Here is a 16,873-nt window from a genome sequence, read left to right on the forward strand (position 1 = left end):
AAAACGGCTGAAGTCCTCGATAAAAAGGATTTCAGCCGTTTCTTCTCACAACTACTTAAATGTAATACCACCCGTTGGGTTTAATGTCGTTCCGCCAATTTCAACTTTAATTTCACTAGATAATGGGATGTTGTACTCATCAATAACGGTTCTCCACCACTCCCAAGCAAGGCCGGTACATTCTTTCGCAAAAATCCTTATGTTTTTTGCATTAGGTGGCAGAGGAATCACTGTCGTGAAAGGAGCTGTTCTATCTTGGTTGCTTCCTTCCCACGTTTTATGTGTGAGTACTTCTTCCCCATTTTTATCATAGGAAACCTCATCCCACGATACATCAAATTGAGCGACATACCAGCCATAATGGCCAAGCGATATTTTACCTTTCGAATATTCGGTAGCGGTAGTCTCAATATAATCTGTATTGTTATGAACGGCAGCAATGGCATTATCTTTTAAGAAAACACTGGTATAGGAGATTGGATATGCTGGGTTCTTCAGGCTAAATTCCGCATTATCTTTGATGATATTCCGGATTTCACTAAAGTCTTTCGTAACGACCTTGTTATGCTCTTGTGAATCTCCGCCTAATACTACAGCTGTAAAGGAACTGTCTTCAAAGATATCCTTGTACTCGGCATTCGTTTCTACATTGCCAGTATTCTGAAGCAAGGATTTAAATGCTGCTTTTACGTCTTTGCTCTTAGAGGTTGTTTCTAATTTCACATAAATGGTTCTACCATATGCGACATTTGATACCATAACCGGTGGGGATTGATCACTGACCCCTTTGCGTTTCAAATCTTTAAAAGTAACACTATCATTAAAAAGATCGGATGGATCGTTAGGCAGTTCCGCATTTACCGTATAAAATATTTGTTTATAGGCCGCCACCATCACTTTTTTCTCTCCATTAGCAATCGCGTTAAAGTCAATTCCTAATGTAGAATCAAGATATTTCGCGTTAACATTCAGAGCACTTCCGATTTGAGATTTGCTATAAACCATTGATTCTGCATACTGCAATCGAGCAGGTAGAGTATGTGTTGCTGAATACTCATCGCTCCATTTAGACACAAGCTCATCTACTGCTCCAGACACATTCCCGTATGTTGGGTTATCCACAGTAATGGAATTTTCTTTTTTCAAACCTGGTAAATCAATACTAATCGTCAAAGGTTTTCTTGGTACTAGTAATACACTCGGTTTATTTTCTGCAAAAGCTTGATTGGCAAGTTGTAATGCACCTGGGTACGTGCGATTAGCCATAGAATCAATAATGGAAATATCTACTGGAGAAGTGGAAAGTGACTTTTTCTTGCGTTCTACGACGATAAACTTACCATGTGGATTGAGAGCTTCTTTTGGAACAAAACTATCTATCTCATCTCCACTTACTGCTAAAACTTCGTCATTATCATAGTCCAAGTCTGCTATACCGGTATTAATGTCATCGGCGTTACTTGTTTCACTGACTTCACTAGAATCAACCGCTTCGGCAAAGGAGATAACTGGATAATTTACAGTAGCGAAAATAACAGATAAACTAGCGAGTACTTTTAAAATTCTAGTATGATTTCGAATCCTCATAAGATATTCCCCTTTGAGATGTGAGCATAACGCCAATAATTATACTCCCATTAAATATATTTTTTGGAATACTAACTATATCGGTAGTTTCCGAAAGAATCGTTAGACTGAACCAGAATTCCTCTAACCCCAAATAAGATCCGCGAATGATTTGATAATCCAAATGCTTAGAACAATAGCTATGTATTCAAGAATAATGAATTTCCAAGTAGTATGATGCCTACTTAACCCGTACCTAAACAAACTGAAAAAGAATATGCCTCCAGCAATTTCAAGCAGCTCTATGTAACGAAAGACGGATTCGCTCATATACCTTTACCACCCCTTTATCGCCAAATTATACCAAATGGAAATTCACGACTCCTTACGTTTTCTTATCCCGTTCAAATTATGTGCGTTTTAAAAGAGGGACTCAGTTGAAGTGTAAACTACCGTTCGATTAGAACGGCAATTTGGGTGAGTAGTTACGGTCATCTCTACATGTGCGATTAGTAGCTTGATTTTAAATTAGTTATGGAGATAAAGGGTTGATCAATCGTATGAAACGAGAGGGAATGGCTGGGAGATTACAAAAGTTTCAATTATTGTACGCAGCATAAATAGGCTGCACATTAACGACAAAGATCGTGCAGCCCATGAAATCGCGCGACAGGTTAAATATACCCGGGGCTTGTGTTCCTAAATTCAAAGGATGCGTATCTTATGCATCGAATCGTTGTAAAAGAGCCTTAGCATGTAAATGCAATAATTAACCGTAGATCAAATCCAGTTCGTCTCCAAGTCCTCCCCGTCCATCTAAAGCCTGCAATTGATCTAGGGCCTACAAAAACGGGGAAAAACCAGAACTGCTCACCATTTACAAGCCAAAGATACGTAAAACGGAACATGCAACCTTCTATTGCCCTCGGATCAATTCTAAAGGGAGCGGGTTGTGGGGGGATGAACGATGGAGGAGGAGTTAGCGGCTGTGGTACTTGCTGTGCTCCTGGCGGCTGACCCGGAGGTGGCCCTAGAGGCGGTCTAAATGCCATTAAAAATCACTCCTTTTACAATGAATTCTCAACATTGTATGTTCAACCGAAAAACAATGATTGGGCAGACCACATAGCCAATATTTATAGTGGTCCACACGAGCATATAAAAAAACTGCCCCTTTCTTCGCTTGGGGCAGTGTAATGTCTGGGCTGTTTTCGTCCATAACATTAAAAAGTATTATATACATTTATACATTCTTTCGCGGTCGGCTCATAAAAACAATGAAGCCTGTATCTTCCTACGTGTGGCTGATTATACCAGGTCGGCGGACAAGGCAGGGGATTTTGCGCTGTTCCCGGACGAAAATACCAGAGGGAGAATTTGCCAGGCCAATGGCGCTCCCCATTCACAGCCCGTCGTGCCAGACGGCGTTCTTTATCTCTAGACCTTTGGTAGAACATACCGTGTTGCAGAGCTTCAAACGCATGCGGCTGGTTGATCATTTGAGGAATTGTCCGTAGTCCTTTAAAATCGGAGCAATTCGCTCTTATTCGATTGATTCCAACATTCCCCACAAGGAGCATACCCATTTCGCCTTCACCTACAGCTTCGGCTCGAAGCAACCTTGCCAACATGTCAATATCACTATTCCTGGCTTTTACGACTGCCATCGGCTCACCCCTTTAGAGTGTTCTAGGCATATCATATTGTAGATGAAGCGAATATGTTACGCTTCAAATCGCTCTATAGAGTAAATACTAATCGGTGGACATACATCCCGTTTTTTTTCATACGTGGTTAGAAAGTTATTACTCATCCAATTGTGATGGAAACTGGGAGCATAGTGATGGAATAACGATCTATACGATTGATAATCCAGGATGGTCGATAAAGATTAACCTAAAAGAAACGCCCTTGGAGAACAAGAGACCCTTTGAGAATTATGTTGTAGATAGAACCGAGAATGATTGGGTACATTGCAGATTGAAAGACGGATGTTTTGAGGCATTTGGTGGTCCGAAAAACCTGAATGAAATACTTGCGTTTTTTAAGCAATGGGTAGAGAGCTAGCGAATACAGCACGCAAGTAAGAGGACTGTCTTAAGTAGAAATTGATCTTCTACCTAAGACAGTCCTCCTTGTTTGCTTCAAAGTCATCCGCCCTTATGTCCAAAGGAGCTGTACGGCGTCAAGCGCAGGAGGTCTTCCTGTCTTTTTGCCAATTTCGATAGCGGGATCCGGTATGCCATTTCGATAATTTTGCTTGCGACCTCAGCGCCGTTGGTAGGGATAAGGCTAAATCTTTTTTGAATGACCTCTTTATTTGCTAACACATACTCAATCTTTGGTACAATCTCTTCCGGTTCGTGGATTGATACCTTATCACTGTTGACTATTTCTCTTAGCATATCTATTTTTTGCTCGCGTTCTGCATCATCCGGCGGAAGGAAAAGCAATGGGGTTCCTGTAGAGATGCAATCTCCTAAAATGCCCATGCCCGGTTTGCTAATGACCAGACTGGCCGCCTGTACAAGATTTTTGCCATTCGGAATGAGCGGGGCTTTGATGATTCTTTCATCGAACTGGTAATCTTCATCTGCCAATTGCCCAGCGACAACAAATCGATAGCGGCCAGCAAGTGAGTTTATTTGATCATACCACTTCACGATCTGTTCATAACGGTTAGCGAGTCCGCCGCCCATGTGAACCAGAATAAACGACTCGTTCTGCTGAAGGCCTAGCATGCGTCGCACTTCTTGTGGGGATTGGCTGATTTCTCTGGTGATTAAAGGAATAGGGATATAGATGCAGTTCATTTGCGGATGGGTCTGCTTAGGCGGTATAAGGTTCATGTGCAAAAAGATATCGGATTGATTGGCGATTTCTACAATGCGATTTTTGTATTCCCGCATCGGAGCAGAATCATTAGTACCGATAATAAAGTCACTGTGGTAGAGGGTCACGAGCTTTGTGTTTCCACCGACTTTCCCCTCACTGCGAAATCGAGGCACATCGGAGCGCCAATCATTTATTAATAGTGTGGTTTGTTTACCATCCTCGAATTTTTTAGATTTAAAGGCTTTCAATTGGATGTCATTGTGCAGGTTTTTCGATAAATAGCCATGTGTTTCACGAAAAGCAAACACGTGAATAGGAAGATGGTGTTGCTGCAATTTTTCCGATATGCTAATGCATCTACCGAGATGGCCCATCCCTCTGCCAACCACAAAGGAGATCATATTTCATCACCCTTTTAAATAGGTACTTTCTTTGTGCCTAGTCTGAAGCTTGGACAAATTACCCTCATACCGCCACTTATGGGATAAGGTCATTGCCGAATTCGAGTCGCTCTTACAGCTTATATATTTTATGGGGATGGATGGAACATGCTCTAGTCGTATAACGGTTTTCTGATCGAACACAGAAAAAAGCGGCATCAGCGGAGGGGTGCAGCTGTGAATTGTGCTCCCATCTAGAAATAATTAGGTATTTTCATCACACAAACCAACGCTGTCCATGAATAGTGTGTATATATAGCTCAATTAGGATATGGGGTGGGAGAATAGTGGGCACGATTCATATTGTAACAGCCGTTAATGATGGTTTTGCTGTACATCTCGCAGTCATGTTATATTCCCTTTTTGAAAATAAGGTTTCGAAAAACCCAGTCATCGTTCACGTTATTGACAGTCAAGTCTCTGGGAAAAATAAATCCATCTTAACGAAAACTGTGAAACGATTCCATGCTCAAATTAAATATGTCACTATTGATCCGACCCTATATGATGGATTCCTCGTCCGTGATCATCTTACGCAGGAAACCTATCATCGAATTTCTATTCCAGACCTGCTGGACAAAGAAGTTGAAAAAGTGATTTATTTGGACAGTGATATCGTTATTAAAAAAGACATCACTCCATTATGGAACACAAAAGTTGATCAATATTACCTTGCAGCGGTGATGGATTCTTGGCAAGGATTAAACAAGCTGAGACATGCCGATCTGGCTATTCCGGATGACTGTGATTACTTTAATGCAGGAGTATTAGTCATGAATTTGAAAAAATGGAGAGAGCATAACATCACAAAAAAGATTATGGATTACATGAAAAAGAACCAAGGTATTATTCGTTATCCCAGTCAAGATCCGATGAATGCGATTCTTCATGATAATTGGCTTCAACTTGACACAAAGTGGAATTATCAGTCCAAACATCTTTATAAAAGCAACCTGCGAATAGATCCGGCCATTATTCACTACACAGGGGAAGATAGCAAACCGTGGTTGAGTAAAAAGCACCCGCTTCGAGAGGAGTATTTTAAATATCTTAAAAAAGTAAAGAAGTTAAACTCCTTGTAGGACCGGGCTTTCGGGCTTTGTTAATTAAATAATATGGATGGAAATCCCTTCACATGGAGAAATGATGGCTGGAGGGATTTTTGCGTTTAAAAAACTCGTGGGTGTACAAGCCGGTTCCTGAAATCATTTGGAATATAAGGATTTATGCACAATACTAAACATCTTCATATAAAATATTGAACAAATTATGAAATATTTGGATTTTACCCATTTTCTCCAGTCGTCTAACCTATAATGAAATGGAAACATTTTCTAATTGGATATTCTTTTGGAGGTGGAGTGAGTGGCACGCGTATTGTATGTTACGATTCCAGCAGATGGTCACGTGAATCCTACATTGGGATTAGTGAAGCAGCTAGTCGACAACGGAGAAGAAGTCGTCTATATGTGTTCAGAAGAATATCGGGATAGGCTCGCCAAGACTGGGGCGCAATTCCGTGCTTATCAAAAGGATGAACAAGTATCTCGTGATTTAGGTTTTAACCCAACAGAATTCAGACATCCTCTTCATTTCAACGATTTTATGCTGCGAGGTATTATTGAACCCCACATTCCGGAGATTCTCAGGCAGATAGAAAACGAATCATTTGATTACCTGATTTTTGACTCCTTGTTTGGGTGGGGAGGCGCGATTTTAGGGGAGAAGTTAGGAATCCCGACGATCTGCTCCGTGACCAATTTCGCCTTTGCTGAACCGCTCAGCCAAATTGTCGAAGTGCTTGAGGCAAGTGATGATGTCGATGTGGATGCACTTTATGAACGAGTGACGCAGACTGCACAGAGCATCGCACGTGTATGCAACGTAGAGGTCCCTGCCATTGAGGATATTACCCGTCAGTATGGGGACATGAAGATTGTCTTTACCAGCCGTGAATTCCAGCCAGATGCTGACAAACTGGACGATAGCTACATTTTCACAGGACCGTCAATTATTTCGCGCCCTGATTCTCCTTCGTTTCCGTTTGAAAAGCTACGTGCTTCATACGATAAGGTCGTATACATTTCCATGGGCAGTATTTTGACCAAAGATGTGGAATTGTACAAATTGTGCTTTGTAGCCTTTCAAGATATTCCGGCTCAATTCGTACTATCTTGCGGAAGAGAAACGGAGCTGGAGTCTCTTGGAGAACATATTCCACCTAACTTCATCATTGAACCGTACGTTCCGCAACTGGAAGTGCTCCAGCAGGCTGATGCTTTTATTACACATGCTGGCATGAACAGTACGAGTGAGGCTCTCTATTTTCATGTGCCCCTCGTCATGATTCCATTAAGCTCCGATCAGCCGATTGTGGCAAAGCGGGTGGAGGAGCTGGGAGCGGGTATGATGTTAAATAGGGGGAAGCTCACACCGACATTATTGAAGGATGCTTTGCTGCAAGTTTTGAACAAATCGACCTATAAAGAGCGCGCGATACAGGTAGGGGACTCTTTGCGTAATGCTGGCGGATACCAAGAAGCTGCGAGATGTATCATGTCTTTGTATTCCGTGCCGAATTAAAAATGAAAAGCTTCTTGCCTCATCATCATGAGCGGCAAGAAGCTTTTTTACTATAATTTTTTCGCTCTCCACACTTTTTTCGAGGAATTTATATGTGAGAAGGGGGTGTTATTCATATGATGTAGTGCCATAATAGAAGGATGATAGTCAGAAGGAGATAGATTTGATGAATAATATTGTTATCAAAAATGAGTTTCCTCCGAATTTTGAGGAATTAAAAAAGGCTGCCAATCGAACGTCTAATTGGAGAGAGCGTTTAGAGGCTGTTGAAGAATTGGGTCAGTGGAAGCATGAAGAAACAATGAGATTACTGACGAGAATCATGGAAAACGATACGGTGTACAAAGTGCAAGAAACTGCTTTTCAAAAACTGAAAGCATTTGGGGAAGGTGCTCGACTACCTGCTCAGAAAAAAGGCGACTTGATCAAAGGCGCAACGAAAGCCTTGGTAAGAATTAAGAAGAGCTTGCCAAAAGGTCATACATTCGAGGAATTCAAAGAGAAACTGCAAAAAATGAGAAGCGATATCTATGATACGTACGAGGGAGAAAAAGGTGCTGATTTTGATCAGTGGCTTGAAAACACCTGGGCGTCGTTATAGACAGAGCAGTAGAGATGGAATGAGTGGCAAAGGAAGGGGGATCATACCCCTTCTTTTTTTTGTTTCAACGAAATGTAATAATTTCCGATATTAGTAAAGTGGATCGAAATTATTAACAGGGAGCAATGGCATGGGAATTCCAAATCATGTAACATTTGAATGCTGCACGGAAAAGATAGACATTCAAGATATCAAAGAAGTAGAAGCTGCGCTGGGCGTACGATTGCCCAAAGATTTTATAGAGTGTATGCTTGAGAATAATGAGGGATGTCCTACTCCTTGTGTCTTTGATTCCGAGGAAGTAGAAGGTAAAGTATTTAATGCATTCTACAGCCTTAGTAGGAAAGTTGGGGGTTACCATATCTTAGCGGCACACGAGAATGTTAAGGGTTGTGTACCTGACGGAGTGATCCCAATCGGATATGATGCTGCCGGTAATTACATTTGCTTTGACTATAGTAACGGACGGCATGCTGAACCTATCGTTGTTTTCGTAGACCACGAATTCTTGATCTCCGAGGAAGACCTGGATGAGGGTGAACTAGAAGAAAAATCATTGGAGGAATGGCAAAGAGAAGCAATCAGCCGAGTGGCTGACACATTTACAGAATTCTTATCGAAGCTGTATGAAGGGGAAGATGAGTAACATAAGAAAAGCCTCGTAGATCTGAATAAGCTACGAGGCTTTCTTTATTTTAACGTAGCACTTCTCCCGCATAAACAGCAGGTGCCAAACTTCTTATTTCAATTCCTTACCCACTTTAATCACATACATCTGCGTTGGATTGCTGTTGATTTTAATCTTGCCCTTCTCATCATAGCCTTCAACGCCAAAATCATTGTCATTCACAATGGCAATCGTATTTTTATCCACAATCGCTAATCCTTCCAGCTTTTCATGCGGATAGTTCAGCTTGGCTACATCCACCAGCAATTCCTTGGAAACAGGCACAATTCCTTTTTCTTTCACTTGGGCGACGGTGAGTTTTTCGAAGTCATGCTCACTTGTTGGCGTACCGAGTAAATTGGTTGCTTTCGAAAAATCTGCTTTGTAAATTCGCTTAATTTGTGCGTTTGCACCGGCATTTTTGTCTCGCTCGTCAATCAGTAACACATCCTGACTAAGTGCTGCCAAGTCGCTGATGACGACGTCTTTCTGTTTCACTTTCACGAAGTCTTTCGCGTTCTCTGCGATGTACATGTACTCGCCTACGATTTTTTTGGTAGCGAGATCCATCTTTAAAATACGCAGATTACGGGAAGCTTCTCCTGTCTTTTTATCAGGGAGTGCCATCGGGCTTTGGATCGAAGTATACAAGAACTTGCCGTCTGGCGAGATGGTGACACCTTCGAAGCCACGGTTTGCAATGCGCTTGGAATAGACGGCTGGCAGCGTATCAAAAATCTCCATCTTTGCACCTGCGGCAACCAAGGCTTCTTTGGAGCCTTTTGGTACATAGCGGCCCAGGATCGTGCCGTCACGCTTTACTTGAATGATGGATGGGCGGTATTCGTCGGATAACCAAAACGTATCGTCCACCGGGTTGTAAGCGATGCCTTCCAAATCCAAACCGTCTGGATCGTAACTAATCTTTTTTGTTCCTGTCGCATCGTAGGGAACTTCATCAGGGCCAGCGAGGTTCGGCAATCCACTGATAGAGGAAGTTTTCGTAAAAGCGTTGATCTTGCCCTGTGGCAAATGCAGCTTGATGGTTTCCAAAACGTGAATGTTTCCGTTCTCTACTTTGATTTTGTACAAGCGTGGTGTGTAGTTTTGGTCAGGGAACGTACGCAGCTCGTCCTTGCCGTATTGCCCATTTGGTCCACGGTCAGCCAATGTATAAAAGATAGAAGGAGGATCATTAGGGAGATGCACGAGACCGGAGAAACCGCCTTCTTTAATACCTTCAGCGAGCACAGGGGGATTTTTCCACTCATGAATTTCGGCTACAACGGGTGCTTCCGTTACATTTTGAGTTGCACCTGCCCCTTGTGTTCCGATCAAGGATAGAGCCGTGATTGTTGCGATCAGCAAGCTTTTCTTTTGAAAATGAATCTTCATCATATCCCTCCGAATGAAAAAACGACGTAATGAACCACTTGTGTTAGACTACCCGAACTATATTGGGAAAATATGAAGCTAAAATGATGGTTTTGTAAAAATTAACAACAAAATAATGTATTCTGAATAATCATAAAACTAAATTGACACACGCTCTTTTGATCTTATAAAATGCAAGGAAGGATTGAGGACTAGTTATAGCTGAGGAGAGATGAGCATGTCATTGGCAGAACAGACAAAAAAGGGATATTTCGGTGAGTTTGGAGGAAGCTTTGTCCCTCCACAATTACAGGAAGTATTGGACTATTTAGCTGAGCAATTTGAAAGGTATAAAGATGATGAGGAATTCATCGAAGAGTACAAGTATTATCTGAAAGAATATATAGGTCGTGAGAATCCGTTGACGTTTGCTCGTCATTTAACGGCAAAACTCGGCGGTGCCAAAATTTATTTAAAGCGAGAAGATTTAAACCATACCGGTGCCCACAAGATCAATAATGTTATCGGTCAAATCCTACTGGCAAAGCGAATGGGAGCGCAGCGTATTATTGCAGAGACTGGGGCAGGACAGCATGGGGTTGCTACCGCGACGGTTTGCGCGATGTTTGGCATGGATTGCGTGATCTATATGGGCGCGGAGGATACGAAAAGACAGGCACTGAATGTATTTCGAATGGAGCTTTTAGGGGCAAAAGTGGTAGCGGTGTCGAAAGGACAAGGAAGATTGAAGGATGCGGTTGATGAGGCGCTGAATGATTTGGTACAAAACTATCAGAACACGTTCTATCTATTGGGATCTGCGGTTGGTCCGCATCCGTTCCCGACGATGGTAAAGTATTTCCAATCGATTATCAGTGAAGAATCCAAGAGACAAATTCTAGAAAAAGAAGGTCGTTTGCCGGATGCGGTTATTGCTGCTGTTGGCGGTGGCAGTAACGCGATTGGAGCTTTTGCCCATTATATCGAGGAACCATCTGTTCGAATGATTGGTGTTGAGCCAGATCAGGCACCTACCTTGACCAAAGGGGTTCCAGCCGTCATTCATGGTTTTAAATGCCTAGTGTTACTAGATGAAAATGGGGAACCTCAAAAAACGTATTCGATTGCTGCTGGTCTAGACTATCCTGGTATTGGACCAGAACACAGTCAGCTAAAAGTAAGTGGAAGAGCGGAATACTACACAGTGACGAATGAAGAAGTGCTAGCGGCTTTTCAAGAACTATCGAGAACAGAAGGGATCATTCCCGCCTTGGAAAGCGCTCATGCCATTGCCTATGCCTTGCAGTTGGCTCCCACTCTTTCACCGGAGCAGATTCTGATTGTTAACCTTTCAGGACGAGGTGACAAAGACGTAGAGCAAGTTTTCCATCTGTTAAACAAATAAAAGATGCAGAGGCTGTCCGGAATGGATAGCCTCTTTTTTTGTCTATCAACTGCTGTTTTTCAATGTAGTTATATATTTTTTAGTGAAACTTTAGTATTATTTTTTGAAGGGTCTTGCTTGGGATGTATTAACCACAACATTTGTTGGAATAGTGACTTGTAAAGGTGCAAATAGTTAACACAGAAGGTGCTAGCCAAGGCCGAACGGTACATGACAGAAGTAGCGAAATCGACACAGCTGGCGATACAGAAAGGATATAGTTCATGCAATACATATGGGGAGTTCTCGGCATCCTGGGAATTTTTATAATAGCTATTGCGTTTTCGAAAAATCGCAGAGCGATTCATCCGAGGACGGTCATTGGTGCGTTTGCGATTCAGTTTATATTTGCATTAGTCGTACTGAAATGGGATTTTGGGAAAAAGCTTCTGGAGTACTTGGCGACGATCGTTCAAAGCATCATTAATTCGACGAATGCCGGAATTCAGTTCTTGTTTGGCGGGATATTGGGTGCACAGAATGCAGGCTTTACATTTGCCCTGCAAGTATTACCGATTATTATCTTTTTCTCATCCTTGATTTCGGTCCTGTATTATCTCGGTATTATGCAGTGGGCTACGAAAATAATTGGTGGATTTTTGTCTCGGGTGCTCAAAACGAGCGAAACCGAATCCATGTCAGCCTCTGCAAATATTTTCTTGGGTCCGATTGAGGCGCCACTTGTCGTAAAGCCTTATATTGAGAAAATGACCAAGTCCGAGCTGTTTGCTGTAATGACAGGTGGACTTGCGTGCGTTTCGGGTTCGGTTATCGGTGGGTATGCGATGCTTGGCGTTCCGATTGAGTATTTGCTGGCGGCAGCGTTCATGGGAGCACCGGGTGGTTTGTTGCTTGCGAAAATTATCATGCCGGAGACAGAGCAGCCACACAGAGTGGAACATGTGGAAGTCATGAAAGATACAGAGTCCAGGAATGTCATCGATGCGGCTGCTCGTGGAGCCTCGGACGGGCTAAAAGTAGCTGCTGGTGTCGGTGCGTTATTGCTCGCGTTTATTTCGTTGATTTTCTTGCTGAACTCGATTATTGGCTGGCTTGGCGGGTTAGTGGGAATAGAAGCGTTGACGCTTGAGCATCTATTAGGCTACCTGTTCGCGCCGATTGCCTTTATGATCGGGGTTCCATGGGAGGAAGCGCTAAAGGCCGGTTCTTTCATCGGGCAAAAGATTGTCCTCAACGAGTTTGTGGCGTACACGGCTTTTGCCCCTGAGATTGCGAATTTGTCGCAAAAAAGTGTGGTGATCATCAGCTTCGCCCTTTGCGGCTTTGCCAATCTGGCCGCGCTGGCTATGGTCATTGGCGGCTTGGGTGGATTTGCTCCGTCAAGAAGATCAGACCTTGCAGAGATGGGCTTGCGTGCAGTAGTTGCAGCAACCTTGGCGAATCTGTTGAGCGCGGCGATTGCAGGAATGCTCATTTAGGTGAGTGGGTAAAAATAGGACGAGGGCTGGAGTGATCCATGCCCTCGTTTTTTTGGTACTACGGGAAGTTGGTACTACTCGCTTTTGGTGTTCCTCGCTACAATCTTGTTAGTAAAAACAAGCCATGATTTGGTGGGGATACGATGAAGCATGTTCTGTTATTTCTAGGGCCAACGATCATGATCTTTTTGGGTTTACAGGTCATGAGTAGCGTCCCAGTCACGTTTTTGCTGTTTTACGGGTGGCTGTTTGCGGTTCCGTTTGTAGACATGATCGTTTTGAAAAGAACTACATGGCGGGATACATTCAGGCAAATGGGATTGGGAATCAACCGCCTCAATATGTATCACGGCATTTGGACTGGACTTCTTTTCTTTCTCACCATGATTGTTGCAGGATATTTCTTTCACAGCTTTTTGTTTGATAAGGATGATCTGCAAAATTTATTGGTACAATGGGATTTCTCAGGCAATCTTGTCGTTTGGCTCATCCTTGTTTTGCTCGTGATCAATCCGTTTCTTGAGGAAATCTACTGGAGAGGATATTTATTTAAAAAGCTGGAAGGAAGACGAACAAAGCGAACCATGATTTTGCTGACGTCATTGTTTTACAGCCTGTATCATTTCCTCTCCATCATTCCTTTGTTTAGCTGGCCGTATAATATCGCGATGATTTTGCCAGTCTTTTTGGCGGGACTGATTTGGGGATATATGCGAGACAAGAGCAACTCACTGATGGGTTCAATCGTCAGTCATATCCTTGCAGATTCAGGGATTATGGCTGTTTATCTAGTATTCTTGAAATGAATGATGCGGGTATGGAGGCGAGCTTCCATACCTTTTTTCTATTAGGTGGATAAGAAGGAAAGTGAGCCCTGTTGGAAAAATTAAGAAGATAGAGAATATCAAAAGATGGAGCTGAAATCATGAACGTTGACGTACTGTTTAACCAGTTTCCCATTCTAAAATCAGATCGGTTCACCTTGAAGAAAATCGAAGAGCAGCATTTGGACGAAGTATTTGAAATCTACAGCAATGACCATGTATTTACATACTGCGGGATTATCCCCAAGCATAATAAAGCGACAGTGAAAAGCATGATCGGGCATTTTGAGAGAGACTATTTGAAAAAATCCAAGATCAAATGGGGGATATTTGCCAATGATAACCCCGATCACTTGCTTGGCATTATGGAAGCTTTCGACTTTCATCAAAAGGTAAACATGGTGACGATTGGCTACTTTTTGTCCGAAGCGCATTGGGGAAAAGGGGTTGCGACAGAAGCAGTAAGCCTATTGCTCCACTTTTTGTTCATAGATGTCAACATCAACAGAATACAGGCGGAAGTGATGCCTCAGAATGAGACCTCTAAAAAAGTATTGTTGAAGAATGGCTTCATAAAGGAAGGAATGCTTAGACAAGCAACGCTGTGGTCGGGCAAAGGGATTGTGGATCTGGAGATTTACGGAATGCTGAAAGAGGACTATGAAAAAGGAACGTGAGATTTCGTCCAAACCACCAGAATACACCGTTACCTGTAAAAGCCCTCCTATGTTACTATGATGGGTATGATCAATCATAGGCATCTGGAATGGGGAAAACATCTTGAAAAACTTTAAAAAAGTCTATATAGAAATCACGAGCGTTTGCAATCTCGCCTGTACCTTTTGTCCGCCAACGGAACGCGGTAAAAATTTTATTAAAGTAGAAGACTTTGCGAAAAGGCTGGATGAGATCAAACCGCATACTGATTACATTTACCTGCACGTCAAAGGGGAACCGCTTCTGCATCCCAAAATTGATGAGTTGCTCGATATCAGTCATGAGAAAGGCTTCAAGGTCAATATCACCACGAATGGTACGCTCATTGCGAAAAATCGGCATAAATTACTGGGCAAGCCTGCGCTCCGACAAATGAATTTCTCGCTTCACAGCTTTGACGGACATATCGGCTCAACCGACCGTGAAGGTTATTTGCGCGAAATTCTTTCATTTGTTCGGGAAGCGCAGGAGCATCAGGTGATTTTTTCCTTCCGTTTGTGGAATTTGACACAGGATAACGCTACGAACATTCAAAAGAGTAGAAACCGCCAGACGCTCGAAGTGATTGAGAAAGAGTTTGGGCTGGACTATCGAATTGAAGAGAAAGTAGTGGCAGGCAGTGGGGTAAAAATCGATGACCGCGTTTATTTGAACCAAGATTACGAATTCCAATGGCCGAGTCTAACAGCGCCTGAAGATGACGGAAAAGGCTTTTGCCATGGACTGCGCACACAAGCGGCGATTCTCGAAAATGGAACCGTTGTGCCGTGTTGTCTCGATGGGGAAGGGGTCATCAATCTGGGGAATATCAATCAGACTTCGTTCACTGACATTGTGGATGGCGAGCGGGCCAATAATCTGATAGAAGGATTCTCTCGCAGGGAAGCTGTCGAGGAATTATGTAGAAGATGCGGGTACCGCCAGAGGTTTGGAGCGTAGAAAAAGCAAAACGTCCGGGTCAAATGATTCGGACGTTTCGTTCATTTTTAAAACTTCACTACTAACAACGGCGGCGACGCCTGCGACGGAAGAAGAAACAAAAACGACAGCGGCGATGCCTGCGACGGAAGAAGGAACAAAACCGGCAGCGACGACGACGGCGGCGACAACCACAACGGTCACGGTCTAAATCTTCGTCCACGTCTCTATCGAAATCCCTGTCTAAGTCTGGATCACAATTGTTTTCAATCCCGTGTTTTTTTTCTCGATCCTTACAACCACAAGACATACATCCACCTCCTTCGTGTTCATACCATATTTTATGAATGCCGCTTGGACATGACTGGACGAACTGTAGGGGATAAAAGCTTGTTTTCAGGCGTTGAAAATGGCGGATGCCGCTATCCCCCACAAACTCATGGGCAGAAGTAATGGTAAACATAACATAAAAAAAGATAGCGGATCTCATAGCCAAGAGGAGCTAATGAGAACCACTATCTTTTTTCTATGCCCAATGAAGACTTCTTGTTGTATTACTTTGTAGATGTATCGTTAGAGTCTGTATCCTGCTCGGATTCTTTAGGGGCTTGAAGGTCGTCAATGATGACGATTTTGCCTTCTTCTTGCCATTTTACTTCCGCGTTCAGCTGTTCACTGATGAAGCGCAGAGGCAGGAAGACACGTCCATTTTTCAGGACAGGTGCAGTGTCCAGAGAGATGGTTTTCCCGTCTACAGTTGCTTCTTTTTTATCGAGGTACAGCGTGATAGATTTTTCGCCACGCGTAATTTCTACGCTACGAGTCTCTGGCTTCCAGTTCACTTCCGCTTTCAATGCGGAGCTGATCGCACGCACAGGCACCAAAGCTCTTCCACCCTTTACAAACGGTGCCACATCCGCTTTTACCTGTTTTCCATCTACGAATGCTTTCACTTCTGTCGAGCCTGTATCCTCAAGGAGTTCTCCAAGCTTTTTGAAGGGTGTATAGTCTCCTTTTTGGTACGTCCGCTGAAGAAGCTCAAGCTGTACGTCCAAAGCTCCATGCTTGTCAGTGGTTTTTTCCAGATCAGCTACCAGTTGCTCGTATTTCGCTTTTTGATCTTCCGTGATTTCAGCCGTATGCTTGAGCTCTTGGCGAAGCTCGATTAGCTGTTTTTTCAACTTTACGTCTTTGATGTGAGTTTCTGTGCTAGCTTCGGTTGAGTTCTCATCGTCGCTATCTGTATCGGTATCAGATTCTTTGACAGAAGTTTCTTTTGATTTATTTTTTGCTTCTGCCTTTACTTCGGGCTTGCCTTTCCCATTTCCTTTGCTCTCCAGGTCAGCTGCCAGAGCAGCAGGTACACTGGTTGCGAGTAGAATAGCAACCAACGAAGTAGATATTGCTTTTTTCATTTGAATCTTCCTCCTTCTAGGTGTAAGTCTCATGAACTCGACATTCAAGA

17 protein-coding genes are annotated in these 16,873 nt (G+C 43.0%); 11 read left to right on the forward strand and 6 right to left on the reverse strand.

Going from position 1 to position 16,873, the window contains the following annotated elements:
• Positions 1–51 precede the first annotated feature (51 nt).
• The 3 genes from ODZ53_RS20655 to ODZ53_RS20665 form a co-directional block, all read right to left on the reverse strand.
• Positions 52–1,587, reverse strand: coding sequence for a thiol-activated cytolysin family protein (locus tag ODZ53_RS20655; RefSeq protein ID WP_372679642.1), 1,536 nt, complete (start codon positions 1,585–1,587; stop codon positions 52–54).
• A gap of 728 nt (positions 1,588–2,315) precedes the next feature.
• On the reverse strand, positions 2,316–2,618 hold the full coding sequence (locus ODZ53_RS20660; protein ID WP_372679644.1) for a transporter: 303 nt from the start codon (positions 2,616–2,618) through the stop codon (positions 2,316–2,318).
• A gap of 171 nt (positions 2,619–2,789) precedes the next feature.
• Positions 2,790–3,233: a cell wall hydrolase gene (locus ODZ53_RS20665; protein WP_372679646.1), complete on the reverse strand. Its 444-nt coding sequence runs from the start codon at positions 3,231–3,233 to the stop codon at positions 2,790–2,792.
• Between the two features lie 94 nt (positions 3,234–3,327).
• Here ODZ53_RS20665 and ODZ53_RS20670 point away from each other — a divergent pair, with 94 nt between their 5' ends.
• Positions 3,328–3,633, forward strand: coding sequence for an immunity 53 family protein (locus ODZ53_RS20670; protein WP_372679648.1), 306 nt, complete (start codon positions 3,328–3,330; stop codon positions 3,631–3,633).
• An 83-nt stretch (positions 3,634–3,716) separates the two neighbouring features.
• On the opposite strand, the gene ODZ53_RS20675 is transcribed toward ODZ53_RS20670, so the two are convergent.
• Positions 3,717–4,802, reverse strand: a complete 1,086-nt coding sequence (locus ODZ53_RS20675) for a hypothetical protein (protein ID WP_372679650.1) — start codon at positions 4,800–4,802, stop codon at positions 3,717–3,719.
• 326 nt (positions 4,803–5,128) lie between these two features.
• Here ODZ53_RS20675 and ODZ53_RS20680 point away from each other — a divergent pair, with 326 nt between their 5' ends.
• From ODZ53_RS20680 to ODZ53_RS20695, 4 genes are all read left to right on the forward strand, one after another.
• On the forward strand, positions 5,129–5,923 hold the full coding sequence (locus ODZ53_RS20680; protein WP_064202968.1) for a glycosyltransferase family 8 protein: 795 nt from the start codon (positions 5,129–5,131) through the stop codon (positions 5,921–5,923).
• Positions 5,924–6,206: 283 nt separating this feature from the next.
• Positions 6,207–7,424 carry a macrolide family glycosyltransferase gene (locus tag ODZ53_RS20685; RefSeq protein WP_372679652.1) on the forward strand — a complete coding sequence of 406 codons (1,218 nt, stop codon included), beginning with the start codon at positions 6,207–6,209 and terminating at the stop codon, positions 7,422–7,424.
• 166 nt (positions 7,425–7,590) lie between these two features.
• Complete coding sequence (locus tag ODZ53_RS20690) at positions 7,591–8,025, forward strand: HEAT repeat domain-containing protein (RefSeq protein WP_372679654.1); 435 nt, start codon at positions 7,591–7,593, stop codon at positions 8,023–8,025.
• Between the two features lie 130 nt (positions 8,026–8,155).
• On the forward strand, positions 8,156–8,671 hold the full coding sequence (locus ODZ53_RS20695) for an SMI1/KNR4 family protein (protein ID WP_372679656.1): 516 nt from the start codon (positions 8,156–8,158) through the stop codon (positions 8,669–8,671).
• A gap of 93 nt (positions 8,672–8,764) precedes the next feature.
• Here ODZ53_RS20695 and ODZ53_RS20700 read toward each other — a convergent pair whose 3' ends face one another.
• Complete coding sequence (locus tag ODZ53_RS20700; RefSeq protein WP_372679658.1) at positions 8,765–10,090, reverse strand: esterase-like activity of phytase family protein; 1,326 nt, start codon at positions 10,088–10,090, stop codon at positions 8,765–8,767.
• 214 nt (positions 10,091–10,304) lie between these two features.
• Between ODZ53_RS20700 and trpB the strand changes: the two genes are divergently transcribed.
• The 6 genes from trpB (at position 10,305) to ODZ53_RS20730 (ending at position 15,619) form a co-directional block, all read left to right on the forward strand.
• A complete protein-coding gene (gene trpB / locus ODZ53_RS20705; RefSeq protein WP_372679660.1) occupies positions 10,305–11,471 on the forward strand; it encodes a tryptophan synthase subunit beta in 1,167 nt (388 codons plus the stop codon).
• A gap of 263 nt (positions 11,472–11,734) precedes the next feature.
• Complete coding sequence (locus ODZ53_RS20710) at positions 11,735–12,949, forward strand: NupC/NupG family nucleoside CNT transporter (RefSeq protein WP_372679662.1); 1,215 nt, start codon at positions 11,735–11,737, stop codon at positions 12,947–12,949.
• Between the two features lie 143 nt (positions 12,950–13,092).
• Positions 13,093–13,755 carry a CPBP family intramembrane glutamic endopeptidase gene (locus tag ODZ53_RS20715; protein WP_372679664.1) on the forward strand — a complete coding sequence of 221 codons (663 nt, stop codon included), beginning with the start codon at positions 13,093–13,095 and terminating at the stop codon, positions 13,753–13,755.
• Positions 13,756–13,874: 119 nt separating this feature from the next.
• Positions 13,875–14,450, forward strand: a complete 576-nt coding sequence (locus ODZ53_RS20720) for a GNAT family N-acetyltransferase (RefSeq protein WP_372679666.1) — start codon at positions 13,875–13,877, stop codon at positions 14,448–14,450.
• Between the two features lie 103 nt (positions 14,451–14,553).
• A complete protein-coding gene (locus tag ODZ53_RS20725; protein ID WP_372679668.1) occupies positions 14,554–15,429 on the forward strand; it encodes a radical SAM/SPASM domain-containing protein in 876 nt (291 codons plus the stop codon).
• Positions 15,419–15,619: a hypothetical protein gene (locus ODZ53_RS20730; RefSeq protein ID WP_242466770.1), complete on the forward strand. Its 201-nt coding sequence runs from the start codon at positions 15,419–15,421 to the stop codon at positions 15,617–15,619. The genes ODZ53_RS20725 and ODZ53_RS20730 overlap by 11 nt, the downstream gene beginning before the upstream one ends.
• A gap of 343 nt (positions 15,620–15,962) precedes the next feature.
• Here the strand turns inward: ODZ53_RS20730 and ODZ53_RS20735 are convergent, their stop codons facing one another.
• Entirely contained in the window at positions 15,963–16,823 is an 861-nt protein-coding gene (locus ODZ53_RS20735) for a copper amine oxidase N-terminal domain-containing protein (RefSeq protein WP_372679670.1), read from the reverse strand.
• Positions 16,824–16,873: the final 50 nt, after the last annotated feature.

This window comes from Brevibacillus sp. BD137, from assembly GCF_041644655.1.
Lineage (GTDB): Bacteria > Bacillota > Bacilli > Brevibacillales > Brevibacillaceae > Brevibacillus > Brevibacillus brevis_D.

Coding starts and splice junctions, on each gene's coding strand:
- ODZ53_RS20675 (WP_372679650.1), bottom strand. CDS start 4,802: ATGATCTCCTTTGTGGTTGGCAGAGGGATGGGCCATCTCGGTAGATGC.
- ODZ53_RS20655 (WP_372679642.1), bottom strand. CDS start 1,587: ATGAGGATTCGAAATCATACTAGAATTTTAAAAGTACTCGCTAGTTTA.
- ODZ53_RS20695 (WP_372679656.1), top strand. CDS start 8,156: ATGGGAATTCCAAATCATGTAACATTTGAATGCTGCACGGAAAAGATA.
- ODZ53_RS20700 (WP_372679658.1), bottom strand. CDS start 10,090: ATGATGAAGATTCATTTTCAAAAGAAAAGCTTGCTGATCGCAACAATC.
- ODZ53_RS20710 (WP_372679662.1), top strand. CDS start 11,735: ATGCAATACATATGGGGAGTTCTCGGCATCCTGGGAATTTTTATAATA.
- ODZ53_RS20715 (WP_372679664.1), top strand. CDS start 13,093: ATGAAGCATGTTCTGTTATTTCTAGGGCCAACGATCATGATCTTTTTG.
- trpB (WP_372679660.1), top strand. CDS start 10,305: ATGTCATTGGCAGAACAGACAAAAAAGGGATATTTCGGTGAGTTTGGA.
- ODZ53_RS20665 (WP_372679646.1), bottom strand. CDS start 3,233: ATGGCAGTCGTAAAAGCCAGGAATAGTGATATTGACATGTTGGCAAGG.
- ODZ53_RS20720 (WP_372679666.1), top strand. CDS start 13,875: ATGAACGTTGACGTACTGTTTAACCAGTTTCCCATTCTAAAATCAGAT.
- ODZ53_RS20690 (WP_372679654.1), top strand. CDS start 7,591: ATGAATAATATTGTTATCAAAAATGAGTTTCCTCCGAATTTTGAGGAA.
- ODZ53_RS20660 (WP_372679644.1), bottom strand. CDS start 2,618: ATGGCATTTAGACCGCCTCTAGGGCCACCTCCGGGTCAGCCGCCAGGA.
- ODZ53_RS20735 (WP_372679670.1), bottom strand. CDS start 16,823: ATGAAAAAAGCAATATCTACTTCGTTGGTTGCTATTCTACTCGCAACC.